Genomic DNA, 16141 nt, shown 5'->3' on the forward strand with positions numbered 1-16141 from the left:
GCGTTTTATTGGCTCCTTCTGTCCTGGCTCCTGACTGTTGATTCCTCGCTCTCTTCTATCTCACTACTCAATACTCACTACTCAATACTAATTTCAAGCTATTTTAAGCCGGAGTGCGGCCTCGGGGGCCGCTTCGCTCTTTAGCAGGATTTTGGCGATGCTTCTTTCCAGTTTGTGTTCGCCGGTTTTTTCTTCCATTTCTTCGAGGGTGCCCTGGAAGTAGATTTTCCCTTCCAGAATAAAGATGAGCTCATCGGTCAGCTCCTCTACCAGCTCGAGTATGTGGGTGGTGATGAGGATGGTTTTGCCACGGGCTTTCTCTTCCAGAATCAGTTCTTTCAGGCGTATCATGGAAACCGGGTCGAGACCAATGGTGGGCTCATCCAGGATAATCAGGGGAGCATCGAACATAAAGGCCAGCACGATATTAACCTTCTGCCGGGTACCACCAGAGAGGCGGGAAAGGCTGGTATCGAAGTGCTTTTTCAGGTCGAACAGCTCGAAGAGATGCTCCTCTCTTCCCTCCTGTCCGCGTACGTCTTTTATCATGTGGATGAGCTCCCTTATTTTCAGGTTTTCGGGGAAACGGCTCATCTGGGGCAGGTAAGCGATATCGCGGCGGTAGTCCCAGCCCTTGCGGATGTTTTGTCCGTTAATGGTGATTTCGCCTTTTTCCAGCGTGTTTAGTCCGAGTACACATTTAATGAGCGTGGTTTTGCCGGAGCCGTTGGGGCCGAGTATGGAAGTAATGGCTCCCTGGCGGGCGGTAAAATCGATGCCCTGCAGTACGTGGTTCGACTTGAACGATTTATGGATGTTGCTGACACTTATCATAATACTGGCTTCATTAATGGTTGGTCGTCGAGCAGAGTGGCCGGCGTGAGCGAGGGCACTATCTTTTCGGCATAATTCAGTACATCTATAAAGAAACTCCTAAGGAGCAGTGCCGAAGCATCGACCTCGGAAACCACATAGGAGAAGAGTTTTACCGGGCGGTAAGGGACATCGCCTTTACCATCGCGGTCGAGGTCGTAACCGCTGTATTCGCTCCAGTAGTTCTGGCTGTACACATTATGGTTTTCGCGGGCATTGGTGCTGATGTCGAAGGTATTCGACATAAAGTTGTTTTTCTTAAAGACATTATCCATACTGCTGCCCGACATCCGAAGAGCCCAGCCATTACGGCTGAAGGTATTAGAGAAAACATGGCAGCGGGTAATACTTTCTGCATAAATTCCCACGGTATTCTGGTCGAAGGTATTGTTTTCGATTTTGCTGTCGTAGATTTCCTTCAACAATAAACCATAGGAAGCAGTACCCCAGTTGTGGAGGAATTTGTTATGCTCCATTATAATCTCGCGGGAGAACATAACGGCCACTCCAGCCCCGTTTTCTTCAAAGGTATTTCGGATATATTGATTATGGTCGGAGAACATAAAGTGCAGTCCGTAGCGTACATTGCCACGACTGATGTTATTTTCAATCCGGCTGTTATTGACAAACTCGAGGTAGATACCATCGCGGTGATTGAAAGCCTGATTTCCGACGATTGTAGCCGTATCGCTGTACCAGAGGTGGATGGCATTGCCGGAATTGGCTTCCATTTCAGCCTCTCCGTATATTTTATTATTCAGGATACGGTTATTGTGGCTTTCTTCCAGGTATATTCCGAAGAAAGTATTTTTAATTACATTATCTTTTATAGTGCAAAGACGGCTCTTGCTTATATTTATGGCTGCCCGGTCTTCCATATAACTCATACCGGTGTTCTGTAGCGTAAGGCCCTGCACCACTACTCCATCGGCAGTAATAGTTATTATCTCATGCTGTCCCTGCCCGTCAAGTACAGCTCCTTTCTCTCCCCTTATCAGGAGCTTTTTATTTACCTGAATGGTAGACTCCCTATAAACACCTTCTTTTATGGTGATGGTATCTCCGGCCTCCGCTTTGTCGATAGCCTGCTGGATGGAAGTACCTTTTCCAGCCTGCTGACTTACCGTCCATACCTTCGCCTCTGCCAGCAGGCTGCTGCACAGGAAGGTAAAGGTAAGTCCGATATGTTTTATTGAGGGTATCATCTTTTGCTTACTCTGTGAGCAGAAAGGCCGGAAAATGCTTCTCTCAACTCGTTCCAGTTATATACTTTCTTTTCAGCGGCTTCCACCTCCTTGGCGGCTGCGGTATTGGTAAAGGCAGTTAAGTTCATGCCCATTGGGCTGGGCAGGGAAGAGCTTTCTATAATAGTTATGGTAGCGGCATCGGTTAATATACCGGGCTGGTCGAAGCTGTTCAGCAGGTAGCTTTTTACTTCAGTTTCCGGCACACTTCCTTCTTCGGCAAAGTGGAGCATGCATTCAATGGCATCGAATTTATAGGCCTTTCCTTTTTTAGTCAGGATTTCGGCACCATATCGCTGGTCTACGATGGTCATCTGGCAGGAGTGGCAGTTTTCTTCGCCATATACAATGGGCTGTGGCTCTACAGAGCAGGAAGCCAGCAGGAATAGGCCTGCAATGGCAGCGAAGCCAAGAGCATTTTTGCTGTGATTTTTTTCTCTTTTTTCAGCAGCAGCGGCATTTTGTTTTTGCTGCAGCAGGGCCGCAGCCAATCCAACAAGGGTGGCAAGGGCAAGGAATAAACTTCCCCAGTTGGGCCAGGAGCTTGCATCGAAGTTCAGCAGCATTTTACTGCCAATCAGCGGTGGCTGATATACCATACCGGGTATTTTAATGGGGGCATTAGGGTCAAGGTTGTGGCCGTAGTCGTATTCCCAGAGGTAGAAGTCATAAATTCCAAGGGCACCGAGTACCATTAAAGTAACTGTCCAGCCCCAGAAAGCAGCGGGTTTCTTAACCCAGGCAGCAATTAATCCGAAGGCAATCATGGCCATAACGATGTAGGGAAAGTACTGCAGCTCAGGAATGGATTCAGGTTCAATTTTCTGCATGCCAATGTAGTGGTTCAGGATATTGACATTTTGCAGCGTATAGGGCGTATCGCCGGTCATTTGGTTAATCCAGATGTACATATTAATGCCATCGGGATACTGAGGAGCAAAGAGGGTGATTTTCCAGAGAGGGAAAAAGAACACGCCGATTAGCAAAAGAGCGGCAGTGAACATTAATACTTGTGGTAAATTTTTCATCTGATGTATTTGTTTATAAGTCAGATGGAATATCCTGTAGCTATCTTGGTCCAAAAGGATCCGTTTCCGTCAGGATATTTCATGGCTTAGATGGTTAAAGAAAAAGGGCCTGCCCTCCACAGGCCCTTTTTACTGTTTTATATTTATTACAGAGCTACGTTACCGGTTCCCCATTTCATTTCAGGATTAGAACCTTTAGGAGATACTCTTGCATACCCCTGCATTTCCTGGTGAAGTGCAGAACAAAAGTCGGTGCAGTAGAAAGGATACACACCCGGCTTTTTAGGTTCCCATACCAGCGTTCTGGTCTGGCCTGGCATTATCAGCAACTCTGCTGTATTCATACCCAGTACTGCAAATCCATGTGGTAAATCCCAGTCCTGCTCAACGTTGGTTACGTGGAAGTAAACCTTGTCTCCTACTTTAATACCTTCGAGGTTGTCAGGTGCAAAGTGGCTGCGGATGGAGGTCATATATACGTGTACCTCGTTTCCTTTACGCTCCATTCTGGCATCTTTCTCCATCTTGGTTACGTGAGGGTGCTGGTTATGCTCAAGGCTGAAGGTTTTCTTGGATTTCGGCTTCAGGATTTCAGCAGGCATGGCCTGTGCATAGTGTGGCTCACCGATAGTTGGGAAGTCAAGCAGCAGTTCAATCTTATCGCCGGATATATCGTACAGCTGGGCAGACTGTGTTAACTCAGGGCCGGTTGGCAGGTAGCGGTCTTTTGTAATCTTGTTCAGGGCTACCATGTACTTGCCCCAAGGTCTCTTCGAGTCACCACCAGGAATCATTAAGTGGCCAATTGAATAGAAGGTGGGTGTTCTGTCAAGAATTTCCTTGGTTTCCACATTCCACTTCACGATTTCAGAAGAGATGAAGAAGGAAGAGTAAGCATTACCTTTACCGTCAAACTCAGTATGCAAAGGTCCAAGGCCTGGCTGTTTTACCACGCCATCGAGTACAGATTCGAACTTGAGTACAGGAACTCCACCAATTTCGCCTTCGAACTCTTTGTTCTCAATGGCTTTCAGCATTTTAGAGAAAGAGTGCACAGTTAAGTCGGCAGAAAGCTTACCGTTACCTACAATGTACTCACCGGTCGGGTCAACGTCCACACCGTGTGGTGATTTAGGCGTTGGCAGGTAGTACATCAGGCCTGGGAGTTCGGTTGGGTCGAGGGCAATTACCCCATTTCTTTCGAAAGACTCCGCCATCTGTTTTTCTTCGTTGTAGATGTTGTGGAGATATTTGGCCGCCAGCTCTTTGCCTTTGCCCTGCTTCAGGTATTCTTCGGCTTTTTTCCAGTTAACTGCTACAATAAAGTCTTTATCATTTTTAGAAGAGTTAATCTCCTTAAGGGTTCCGGCCTGCTCAGTATTGTAAGAGGTAAAGAACACCCAGCCATGCGATTTGCCTTTGCCAGCATGTGCAAGGTCATAGTCATAACCTGGTACTAAAATCTGGAATCGGATATCCATCTGGCCACTTTCCTTATCTACACCAATAAAAGAAAGTGTGCCTGTGAATTCTTCTTTTACATCCCCCAGCGATACATCTTCGTTAGGTAGCGGAATACTGAAACGGGTACCGGCTACAATGTACTCAGAGTTTTCGGTGGTAAAAGGAGAACAGTGGTTACCACTGGTATTAGGGATTTCAATAATCTCAGCGGTTTCAAAAGTAGTCAGGTCAATACGGGCAATACGAGGAGTATTGTTTCCATTGATGAATAACCACTTACCATCTGGCTGACCATCGGTTTGTGAAAATTCAGGGTGGTGAGCATCGTCCCATGGCACATATCCATAAGAAGTTTTAAGCATGTCTTTGGTTTCTTCATTGTAGCCGTAGCCTTTTTCAGGGTCCTGAGAGAACACAGGAATTACCCTAAACAAACGACCGGAAGGAAGACCATACACACTTACCTGTCCGCTAAAACCGCCAGACATGAAGGCATAATACTCATCGTGCTCGCCGGGAGCAACATACACTTTAGAAGCAACATCACCTCCTAGGAGACTGGCTTCTTTTACCTCAGCATCTTTAGGTCCGCAGGCAGCCAGGCCGGCTAAGCCTAAAAGGAAGAGGGCACTCGATTTCAGGATATTCGTTTTCATGGTTCAGTATATACTCAATAAGTTATTAGAGTCATTAGTTAAGGGTGCGGAAGTACTCCAGTACCTTGCGAGCTTCATCCTCTGTCAGGTTCTGGTTGGCCATTGGAGCCATATATTCCGCGAGAAGTTGTTTGGCGATAGGGTCTTCCTTCACCATTTGCTCAGGATTCAGAATCATGTTCATAATCCATTCAGCAGTGCGACGCTCTGTTACGCCTTTAAGTGCAGGGCCGATATAACGTTCTTCAATTTTGTGGCAGGCAGAGCATTTGCTTTCGAAAATGGTTTTGCCTTCACCCACCATGGCTTCGTCAATCGCAGCAAGGTGCACTTCAGTTACCGGGCCTATGCCTTTGTTTTGCATTGGGTCAGTAGGAGCAGCGGCTTTGGCAACAGCTGCGGGAGCTGCAGCTTCCTGTTCAACAGCAGCTTCTTCGCTGCCACCTCCGCAGGAAGCCATAAACATTCCCATTACACCGACCAGTAGGAGCATCATCAGGTAGCTTTTATTTTTCAGAATCTTCATTTTACTTGAGTTTTTGAGGTTTGGTTTTTGTTTTTCTGATACCCCAAAAGTAGAGTACAAACTGAGGGTGAAATATGACTGGGGTCATACCAAACAGATGATTGTTATCATGATTTCCGGAAAACCGACAATATTTCTCCAGGCTATGTCTGATGAATACTTCACACGCATTTTTTGTCATTCCGACGATAGGAGGAATCTTTCTTATTAAGATGCCTCAGTGGATTATCAGCCTTGGAAAGATGCCTCCTTAGGTCGGCATGACATCTAATTTTGATTCATCAGACACAGCCTGGAACAATATTTACTATTTGGCTGGCAATTTCTTTTCTCTCCTCCATTACTTTCTCTCTTTGTAGCTCAGCTGAAATTTCCGCTGCATTTATAAACTTTCCTTCTCCTGGCAGCTCAGCCTGCTTCGAAGCAGTACTTTTAATAGTAGTCTTATATTTTCCGCTAGTCTTCATTTTACACTTCGGTTTTTCAGGTCTCTCATTCTGCGGAAGGTTCCCTCCTTTCTTATACCGGCCAGTTTCTTCTGCCTGGCAATAAACTCTTCCTTCATCCGCTATAACTCTCTGCTAAATAACGATTTAACTATCAAAAGTATAGGGAAGCCGGGCGGGTAAACAGGTAAATAATCAGCCTCCGGCATGATTCTAATCATAAATTTACCCCTGCAGGCCACCTACCTTCGCAGTATCAGAAGTCCGGAGTTTGGAGCTGAAAGCAGAAAATGGAAAGATTGCAAACAGGGAGGTATATAAAAGGAATGGCAGCCCTGCTGCTCATTAGCAGCTTGTTTTTGCATGCCTCCTGCCGGCTGGGAGTGCTGGCCTGGTTTTACCTCAACCGCAGCTATATTGCAGCCGAGCTTTGCATTAACCGTTTCGAACCAGCCTCCGACTGTGCCGGAAGCTGCCAGCTCGACAATACATTAGCTCAACTCGACCATGAGCAGGAAAGCCTTCCGGACTACCTGCTGCAGGTACAGGAAATACTTCTTTATTACCGCGACAGCACCTCCTTTACGCTCACAAGATATCCGCAGCCGGGAACTCCCCGGCAATATTCGTGTGCTTCGATAATGATGGATAATAGAAATAGTGAGGACATTTTTAAGCCACCGCGGCTATCAGCATTTTCCCTCTTGGCCTGAGCACAGGCTCCTTACTTATTTCCATTTATCCCTTATCATATTAATCATGAAAAATTTAATTGCCACTATAGTATGTTTCCTCCTGCTCCTTCCGGCCATCAGCATGGCCCAGCAGGAAGTGTGCCTGCATTCCGATGCAGGAAGTATTACTCCCGCCGGTGTAATGGGTAGTCATACCCACCACAAAGGTTCCTGGATGTTCTCCTACCAGTTTATGCAGATGCACATGCAGGGGAATCTTTCCGGTGCCGATGTCATTGAGTCCGGCTACATTCTTGACCATTACATGATGGCCCCTCAAAGCATGGATATGCAAATGCACATGCTCGGTGCCATGAACGCCATTAGCGATAAACTCACCCTTATGGGCATGCTCCCCTACCTGCGTAACCAGATGCAGATGGTGGACCGCATGGGCATGACTTCAGCCATGCACAGCAGCCAGTTGGGAGATATCAGCCTGAGTGCCCTCTACAGCCTCCGCAAAACGCACCAAAGCAGCCTGCAGCTCAACGTAGGATTAGGTTTCCCTACCGGCAGTATCGATGAAAGTGCCAGCATTCAACACGGCCATATGCATCATGAGATGGAAATGTGCCTGCCCTACCTGATGCAAACCGGCTCCGGCACCCTCAGCCTGCTACCTGCCCTGACTTATATGGGAGTTAAAAAAACGTTCTCCTATGGACTACAGGCTTCCGGCAAACTACCATTGGGAGATAATAAGCGGGATTACCGTCCGGGCACCCAACTCACCCTCAACAGCTGGGCAGGTTTTCAGCAAAATAAATGGCTGGGCTATTCCTTAAGGCTGGAAGCCATGGAAGGTCTGAAGCTCCGGGGGCAGAATGCGGAACTCGACCCTATGATGTCGCCTGCGGCAGATGCAATGAACTCCGGTGGCCGCAAGCTCAGCACCTACCTGGGAGCTGCCCTTAAGATTCCAAAAGGAAGCCTGAAAGGCAACCGGCTGGCATTAGAGTATGGAATCCCTCTTTACCAGCAGGTAAACGGTATACAAATGCAGGACCGCGGCAGCCTCATTGCCAGCTGGCAGTACAGCTTTTAATTTTCAGAACCGGTAGCGGGCTTCACTCCTGCTACCGGTTCCTTGTTTAATAAACCCTCCTTGACGAAATGATTACGACAGAAAAGAAGAAGAACAGGTCAGCCCTGCAGCAGGAAATTAAAGAGCTTGCCCGGCAGAAAAATGCCCTCATTCTGGCCCACTACTACCAGTACCCCGAAATACAGGAAATTGCCGATTTTGTGGGCGACTCTCTCGACTTATCGCGGAAAGCAAAGGCAGCCGACAAGGAAATTATTGTGTTTGCAGGGGTGAAATTTATGGCCGAAACCGCCAAAATCCTGAACCCCAACCGTAAGGTACTCCTCCCCGACCTGGCCGCCGGCTGCTCCCTTGCTGATAACTGTCCGCCCGATAAGTTCGCCGAATTTGTAGCTGCCCATCCCGGCCATACCGTAGTCACCTACATCAACTGCTCGGCAGAAATTAAAGCAATGAGCGACATTATCTGCACCTCTTCCAATGCTGTTAATATCGTTGCAAGTCTTCCTGCCGATAAGCCCATCATATTTGCCCCCGATGCCAACCTTGGCCGCTACGTCATGAAGCAGACCGGCGGCCAGCTGGTGCTCTGGAACGGGGCCTGCGTGGTGCACGAAGCTTTCTCCATCGAAAAACTGGTGAAGCTCATGACCGACCACCCTACCGCCAGGCTGGTGGCTCACCCCGAGTCAGAAACCCACATCCTGGATATTGCGGATTTTGTAGGCTCCACCCGCAAAATGATTGACTTCATTAAATCCGGTAAAAACGATACTTACATTGTAGCAACTGAAGCGGGTATTTTACACCAGATGCAGCTGGAAGCCCCCGGAAAAACCCTGCTGGCGGCCCCATCACATGAAGACAACAGCTGTGCCTGCAGCGAATGTGCCTTTATGAAAGTGAATACCCTGGAGAAGCTGTACCGTAGCCTCCTGAATGAAACACCGGCCATTGAGCTTAGCCCTGAGCTGATAAAAAAAGCTGTTTTACCACTTGAAAAAATGCTTCAGTTCACATGAAAAGCCTGCAAACCGATGTACTCATTGTAGGCTCCGGACTGGCAGGCAGCCTGCTTGCCCTGGAGCTCGCTGACAAAAGACCCGAGCTAAACATCCTCCTGCTGAATAAAAAGGAAAAACAGCAAAGTTCTTCCTTTTTAGCACAGGGTGGCATTGCCGCCGCACTGCCCGGTACAGACGACAGCATTAAGCAGCACCTGCTCGATACCATGGAAGTAGGGGACTGGCACAACAACAAAGCAGTTGCCGCCTATATTATTTCGCAGGCCCCTAAAGCTATCCAGACTCTTGAACATTGGGGAGTCCGTTTCGACCAGCAGCCGGATGGCACGCCTGCCCTTGCACTCGAAGGCGGCCACAGCACCCATCGCGTACTGCACTACAAAGATAGCACCGGAAGGCATATTGTAGAAAAGCTGCACCTGGCCCTGCAGCAGTACCCTTCTGTTTCCCTGATGGAAGATGTGCAGGTGCTGGAGCTACTGCAGGAAAAAGTGGGGCAGCCTGTCTCGGGTGCTCTGGCCTGGGATGAGCGACAACAGGAGCCAGTACAGCTAAAAGCAGGAGTAGTAGTATTAGCCACAGGCGGACTGGGCAGCTTATTTTCCTACTCCACCAATCCGGCCACAGCCAGCGGCGAAGGTATCTACCTGGCAGCCAGAGCCGGTTCCAGAGTAAAGGATTTGGCCTTTATCCAGTTTCACCCCACGGCTCTCTGGCAGCCCTCCGGCAGCAGGCTTCCACTCATTTCCGAAGCCGTTCGGGGAGCAGGTGCTGTGCTGAAAAATGAAAAAGGCATCCGTTTTATGGAAGGCCGGCACCCGCTACGCGACCTGGCTCCCCGCGATGTCGTAGCCCGGAACATTGAGAAGGAAATCTCCCGCCAGCAGAATCCTTATGTATACCTGGATGCTACCCGGCTTGCAAATGCTGAATGGAAGCAACATTTTCCCGGCATCTTCGACCTTTGCAGGCAGGCGGGAATTGACCCTCGCTACGATTTTATTCCCGTAGTACCGGCTGCTCATTATTCCTGCGGCGGCGTGGCCACCTCTGTAAAAGGAGAAACAGGGGTAGATGGCCTTTTTGTGATTGGCGAATCGGCCTGTACCGGATTGCATGGTGCCAACCGACTGGCTTCTAACAGCCTGCTGGAAGCTACGGTAATGGCCATTGAACTGGGGCAACTGCTTGCGGCAAGCCATGTCCCTGCAGACAGAAAAAGGGAGCCATTCACCATAGAACCGGCTCATTTTAGCGATAAAGAAACTGAAGAGAAGGAAGCCCGCCTGATGGAACAGCTCAGGAGCCTCCTGCAAACCCATTGCGGCATCCTAAAAACCACCGAAAGGCTGCTGAATGCACAGGAACAGCTGCGGGAATGGAAGGACATTGTACACCTCCGGCTCCCCCAGAACAGCCTCTCAGCCATACGCCTTAACATGGCCATCCAGGTAGCCCGCCTGCTGATAGCTTCTTCACTGGACCAGACAGAGAACCGGGGCGTATTCTTTAACCATGACTTCGAAAAAGAAGCTGCTCCTTCCCTACTTCCAGCCTAAAAATCCAAGACATTAGAACGTAAAAAAGCCGCCCCTCCTAAGCAGGACTGGCGGCTTTTACTTTATCAATCCATTTTAGTTAGCTGCACTTGCCATCCCCACAGCTTTTGCACTTCAGGCAACCTTCTTCGAAAATAAGGCCATCCGGGTCACCGCATTTTGGGCATTGCCGGTCCACTGCCTTTGTTCCATCCGGGATAAATTGCTTGAGGGCACGGCTCACACCATTTTTCCAGGTGTTGATGTTATCTTTATACAAATTGAGGTTCGATACCAGGTCTACCACGTAAGGCAGCGGCATACCATGGCGGAGCACCCCAGATATCAGCTTGGCATAATTCCAGTACTCCTGGTTAAAGGAGCGGGAAAGCCCTTCGACAATGACGGTGTACCCATCCTTATCGGTATACTGAAAATCGTAACGGGAATTCCCCTCGCTGTCTTTTATGCGTCTGATACTGCCCCGGTTCACATATGCCGGAATAGCAAAAGCATCTTCGGCACGGCCGGTAAAAATCTCATAGGGCTTTCCATTGAGGCAGCCCACGAAGGCCAGCCATTTTTCATAATCGTTCTGGAAACGAATAACTTCTGCCTCCAATACCTGCGGCCGCACGGGGGCCTTAGTTTCTACAATCTCATTTTTCTCCTCCTCTTTATCTTCTGCCGAAAGTAGTACCCCGTTCCTGGAGCCATCGCGGTATACGGTAATGCCCTTCAGGCCCTTTCGCCACGATTCGAGGTATATCTCCCCTACCGTTTCTTCGCTTACATCGGCCGGAAGGTTGATGGTGGAACTGATGCTGTGGGTAACATATTTCTGCACCACTGCCTGCATTTCCACCCGCTTCATCCAGTCGATTTCACCGGCTGTAGCACCCAAATATGGACTAAGGTTTACATCTTCCTGTCCGCTTATTTCCATCCATTTTTTTAGTTTTGGGTGGTAGACGTTAAACTCCTGCCAGCTGTCGCCCTGCTCATCAGTAAAATCGACCCGCACCTTGGGGTCTGTCGCATTTACTTTTCGGCGGCGTTTGTAGGAAAGCATGAACACCGGCTCAATGCCCGAAGAAGTTTGTGACAGCATGCTAACGGTTCCTGTAGGTGCCACCGTACTGATGGATATATTCCGGCGGCCATGCTGCAGCATCCGCTCCCACACTCCGGGTAATTCGTAGTGGAGCATCTGGACAAATTCTGACTGTTTCTCTACCTCGGGGTCAAAGCCTTCGAAGCTGCCCCGCTCTATGGCCATATCAATGGAGCTGTCGAACTCTGCGGTACATTTTACTTTCATTATTTTTTCCACCTCCGCAATGGCTTCCGCTGAATCAAACTTTAAATTAAGGGCGGCCAGGGTATCGGCCAGGGCCGTAAAGCCGAGGCCGGTGCGTCGACCTTTTTTGCCGGTATTGTAGAGCAGTTGCCATGTTTCACGCTCTACTCTCCTGATATGCTCGGGTTCGCAGTCATTGTCTATTTTGGCTATAATCCGCTCAATGGCCTCCAGCTCCAGGTCTACCAGGTCGTCCATGAGCCGCTGGGCTTCATAGGTAATCTCATAAAACTTTTTAAGGTTAAAGGAAGCCTCGGGTGTAAAGGGTTTATCGACAAAGCTGTAAAGATTAATAGCTATCAGGCGGCAGCTGTCCCCCCCCTGCATGGCGATTTCTGAACAGGGATTGGTCGACACATTTTTAAAGCCGGGGTACAGGCTGGAAGTGGAATACTTATGCTGCCGGTCCCAGAAAATCAGTCCAGGTTCTGCAGTTTTATGGGCACAGCTGATGATGGTATTCCATAAATCCCGGGCCTTTACGGTTTTGTTGTACTGCTGGTCGGCCGATTCGAGCGGCCAGCGGTGCGTATACTCTTCGTCACGCTCCACCTTCTCCATAAACTCATCCGACAGCCGTACCGATATGTTGGCACCGGTAACTTTGGAGAGGTTCTGCTTGATTTTTATAAAATCCTCCACATCGGGGTGGGCAATGTCCATGGTCATCATGAGGGCACCACGGCGGCCATTCTGTGCCACTTCGCGGGTAGTATCGGAGAAGCGTTCCATAAAGGAAACAGCCCCGGTCGTAGTACCTGCCGCATTGGCTACCTTTGCCCCTGCCGGTCGCAGGTTCGATATATCGATACCTACCCCGCAGCGACGTTTGAAGAGCTGGGCCATCTGCTGGTCGGTATGGAAAATGCCTCCGTAGGAGTCATATACTTCGGGCAATACTACACAATTGGAGAGTGAAGCCAGCATATAAGGATTACCGAGGGCAGACATTATACTCCCCTGTGGAATGAGCTGCCGAAACTGTCGAAACATTCGGTAAATGCCCCACTCGTCGAGCCGTTCGCGAACTTGGCCATAAGCCGAGAGCCGGGAATACTGCTCCGGCGCTACCCGGTATTTTTGCTCAATACGAGCGAACGCTCTGGCCATCCGGAGGTGCATATCGTCCGGACTCAGTTCCAGAAAATTCCCATCAGCATCTTTCATGGCATATTTGGAAGTCCAGGTGGCTGCTGCCAGCTCATCGCCATCGAAGTAAGCAATGCTGGCTTTCAGCACATCTTCATAAGCAAACTTCCTTGTATCAGGCTGGCCATCCGAGCCTGGGTTTTCGGGAATGGATTTTACTGCAGCTGTCTTATGCTCAATGGCAGCTGTATCATATTTTAAACTTTCTGAAGAATTAAAAGAGGTCATGGTGGAGGAGTTAAAGATTATAAAAAAGATAAAATAATTTTTAATCCTGCAGGTTAGCGAGGAGGAAAATACTTCATGCACAAAGCACTGGTTGAGGTTACCAGTCTGCATAAAAGGGACTTTGTGTAGCAGAAAAGGCTTTATAGTGGTTTATCCTGTTTCCGGCCTATCGTCCATTTTCCGCAGGAGCCTCCTGAATAGTAATTCGTACTCCAGCTTTATCTGTTCCAGAAAAAGGCTCTCGCAACTCCGCAGGCGCTCATACAATTCAGGCAGCACCGCGTCATTAAAGGAAAGATGGTAACCATGGCACAGATGCCTGATTCTCAAGAAGCCTTCTTTTATAAGCTCATGCTCATATTCCATCAATCTAACCAGCTGCTTCAGGTTGTCCCCATCCTTAATAGGGGAATATTCTTTTTCTGCCCGCCTGATGGGGTAAAACAGCTTAGCTTCTTCGGATTCCATATGCTCCACAAGCATATTATGGAGCAACCTTAAATGCACCAGCACTTCCTCGAGGTGAGGATAATATGAAGTACTGTCCCTACTGATGCTCTCTATTGTCTCCACCAGCGAAGGAAGATCTGTCCATAACCTTGTGCGATAGTTTTTTTCCAGGTACTCAATAAGCTGCCCTGCCGCTCCACCTGATAGAGTAAAGGAAATATGAGCTTCCCTAGCGTGCTCTGTGCTACTGTCCATACCGATTGTTTTAATTGAGGTCTTCAGGCCCCTATGAGTAACTGTTCTGCTAAAGCAAAATGCCACCGGATTGCTCCATTATACCAGGGTTGATTAGAAGTCCCTGTCAAAAATTGGCAGGGACAGCAAAACAGGTGTATAGGTGTAATGAATAGAAATTCCCTGAATTATACAGGTGTCCTTTAACACCTATAGCCCTCAGGTATAGAAGCGATACTTATGCAAAATAAAGCTTATCATTTGCCCGGATTATGATTTGAATCATTTTATAACAATGACTTTTATCATTTTTATTGGAATCTCCGGTGCGTAAGTTTACAATATGTTACCTACTACCCTATTAGAAGAATCAGGAGCCAAAAAGCTGCACTTCGCCAAAGATGTTTTTCTTTTCAATGAAGGCTCGGAAGCCAGCTTTTACTGGCAGGTGATGGATGGCTCTATAAAAATGGCCAACTACAGTAAGGATGGGCAGGAATTTACTCAAGGTATTTTCAAGGCCGGGGAAAGTTTTGGTGAGCCTCCCCTCTTTTCGGGCTTCCCTTATCCCAGTAATGCAGTGGCTGTTACAGAGTCATTTGTGTGGAAATTATCGAAAGATAAGTTCTTTGAAATTCTTGCCCATAATTTTGAGCTACACCTGCAGTTTACCCGCAGCCTCTCCGAAAGGCTCCACTACAAGGCTATGATTATGAAGGAGATCTCCAGCCACGATCCGGAACACCGCATCCTAACGCTTATCGATTACCTGAAAGAAAAAGAAAGCAGCCCTTATGGTTATTACGAAGTTCCTTTTACTCGCCAGCAAATTGCCGATATGACCGGACTGAGGGTAGAAACGGTTATCCGGAGTATCAAATCTTTAGAGCAGAAAGGAAAAGTAAGCATACAAAGGCGCAAAGTTTACCGCAAGGTGTAGTCGACAGCTCTTATGAACTTCAGCCTGGCGATAAGAAATCACCTGTAGCTGCTTTTGTTCAATCCCACCTGGTTGTTTCTGTCGGTGTAAACAGGGCGCTCATGAAATCTGGCCGCACTCCGAAACAGCATTTAAGACAATGAATATCAGAAACTCTTATTTCGAGAAATTGAATTAATGTTCCTACAGAAAGTAATTGGCCAAGGTAAACTTTTTTTCACGTTATTTCATCAGTAACATAGGTGCTTGCTGAAAACAGTTAAGGGGCTTTAATGGTATTATTTATATAATAAAACCAATTAGAGATGAAAAAAAACAGGAAAAACAAAAACGACAATACGCAATTCTTTAGCAGGCCTTTCTTTGCCTTTTTACTGATGGCGGCTGTAATGATGGGCTGCGGAGGGGCCGAAGAGGGGGAGGTAGCAGCTGAAGAAGAAGTGTTTGATGAACCGACCGCAGTGGAAGAGGAAGAACCTGCAGCTGAGCTATGGAACTATGAAAATGCCAATTGGGAGGAAATAGAAAATACAGATTGTGCCACTAATGTACAGTCGCCGGTTAACATTATACCCGATGATGCCATTCCGGCACTACTGGACGACATTGAATACAATTATGAGCCTTTCCCGATGACCATTGTAGATAATGGCCACACCATTCAGGCTTACGGGGCAGAAAACAGCACTATTGTGCTGGATGAGAAAGACTATAAGTTTTTGCAACTACATTTTCATGCACCGTCAGAACATGCTGTAGAAGGAGAACACTTTCCTATGGAAATGCACCTCGTGCACCAGGAGGTTGGAAGTGACGACCTGGTAGTGCTGGGAATTTTCATTGAAGAAGCCGAAGAAGTAAATCCATTTCTTGAAAAGATTTTCGCGGAACTTCCGGACGAAGAAGGTGTACCGGTTGAAACGGAGGTAGAAATCACACTATCTGACTTTATTCCGCCCTCCCAGAAATATTATACCTACATTGGTTCCCTTACTACTCCTCCCTGTACTGTAGGAGTTAACTGGATATTATTCGAAGAGGCTATTCCTGCCTCAGCAGAGCAAATTGCGCAATTTAAAGCCCTGTATTCAAACACCGCAAGACCGCTACAGGAGTTGGAAAACCGGAGAGTGTTTACCACAATGGAATAGCACAGGACAAAGAAAAGTGAAATAAGTCCGAAATTTATGAGCAAGGA

The 16141-nt window shown here is 47.9% G+C and carries 13 protein-coding genes; 6 read left to right on the forward strand and 7 right to left on the reverse strand.

Translation table 11 applies throughout. The annotated features are described in order from the left end of the window. Positions 1–93: 93 nt before the first annotated feature. The 5 genes from F752_RS0106645 to F752_RS0106665 all read right to left on the reverse strand — a co-directional run bounded on the left by F752_RS0106645 (position 94) and on the right by F752_RS0106665 (position 5791). A complete protein-coding gene (locus tag F752_RS0106645) occupies positions 94–834 on the reverse strand; it encodes an ABC transporter ATP-binding protein (protein ID WP_017730953.1) in 741 nt (246 codons plus the stop codon). After that, positions 831–2078: a nitrous oxide reductase family maturation protein NosD gene (locus tag F752_RS0106650; RefSeq protein WP_017730954.1), complete on the reverse strand. Its 1248-nt coding sequence runs from the start codon at positions 2076–2078 to the stop codon at positions 831–833. Before F752_RS0106650 ends, F752_RS0106645 begins: the two co-directional genes overlap by 4 nt. Beyond that, on the reverse strand, positions 2075–3145 hold the full coding sequence (locus F752_RS26480; RefSeq protein ID WP_081604524.1) for a nitrous oxide reductase accessory protein NosL: 1071 nt from the start codon (positions 3143–3145) through the stop codon (positions 2075–2077). The genes F752_RS0106650 and F752_RS26480 overlap by 4 nt, the downstream gene beginning before the upstream one ends. Before the next feature lie 146 nt (positions 3146–3291). Then, positions 3292–5265, reverse strand: coding sequence for a Sec-dependent nitrous-oxide reductase (nosZ, locus tag F752_RS0106660; RefSeq protein WP_017730956.1), 1974 nt, complete (start codon positions 5263–5265; stop codon positions 3292–3294). 34 nt (positions 5266–5299) lie between these two features. Continuing rightward, complete coding sequence (locus F752_RS0106665) at positions 5300–5791, reverse strand: c-type cytochrome (RefSeq protein ID WP_017730957.1); 492 nt, start codon at positions 5789–5791, stop codon at positions 5300–5302. 736 nt (positions 5792–6527) lie between these two features. On the opposite strand from F752_RS0106665, the gene F752_RS23620 reads away from it, so the two are divergent. The 4 genes from F752_RS23620 (at position 6528) to nadB (ending at position 10603) form a co-directional block, all read left to right on the forward strand. Continuing rightward, positions 6528–6950, forward strand: coding sequence for a hypothetical protein (locus F752_RS23620; RefSeq protein ID WP_152425055.1), 423 nt, complete (start codon positions 6528–6530; stop codon positions 6948–6950). Positions 6951–6996: 46 nt separating this feature from the next. Beyond that, a complete protein-coding gene (locus tag F752_RS23625) occupies positions 6997–8019 on the forward strand; it encodes a transporter family protein (RefSeq protein ID WP_017730962.1) in 1023 nt (340 codons plus the stop codon). 68 nt (positions 8020–8087) lie between these two features. After that, positions 8088–9041, forward strand: a complete 954-nt coding sequence (nadA, locus tag F752_RS0106695) for a quinolinate synthase NadA (protein ID WP_017730963.1) — start codon at positions 8088–8090, stop codon at positions 9039–9041. Further along, positions 9038–10603: an L-aspartate oxidase gene (gene nadB, locus F752_RS0106700; RefSeq protein WP_017730964.1), complete on the forward strand. Its 1566-nt coding sequence runs from the start codon at positions 9038–9040 to the stop codon at positions 10601–10603. Before nadA ends, nadB begins: the two co-directional genes overlap by 4 nt. Positions 10604–10682: 79 nt before the next feature. Here nadB and F752_RS0106705 read toward each other — a convergent pair whose 3' ends face one another. Further along, positions 10683–13319, reverse strand: a complete 2637-nt coding sequence (locus F752_RS0106705; protein WP_152425056.1) for an adenosylcobalamin-dependent ribonucleoside-diphosphate reductase — start codon at positions 13317–13319, stop codon at positions 10683–10685. Positions 13320–13469: 150 nt separating this feature from the next. Beyond that, on the reverse strand, positions 13470–14024 hold the full coding sequence (locus F752_RS0106710) for a hypothetical protein (protein WP_017730966.1): 555 nt from the start codon (positions 14022–14024) through the stop codon (positions 13470–13472). A 322-nt stretch (positions 14025–14346) separates the two neighbouring features. Here F752_RS0106710 and F752_RS0106715 point away from each other — a divergent pair, with 322 nt between their 5' ends. Then, entirely contained in the window at positions 14347–14943 is a 597-nt protein-coding gene (locus F752_RS0106715; protein WP_017730967.1) for a Crp/Fnr family transcriptional regulator, read from the forward strand. Between the two features lie 305 nt (positions 14944–15248). Beyond that, positions 15249–16094: a carbonic anhydrase gene (locus tag F752_RS0106720; protein WP_017730968.1), complete on the forward strand. Its 846-nt coding sequence runs from the start codon at positions 15249–15251 to the stop codon at positions 16092–16094. The last annotated feature ends 47 nt before the right edge of the window (positions 16095–16141 follow it).

Source organism: Nafulsella turpanensis ZLM-10 (assembly GCF_000346615.1).
Taxonomy (GTDB): Bacteria; Bacteroidota; Bacteroidia; order Cytophagales; family Cyclobacteriaceae; genus Nafulsella; species Nafulsella turpanensis.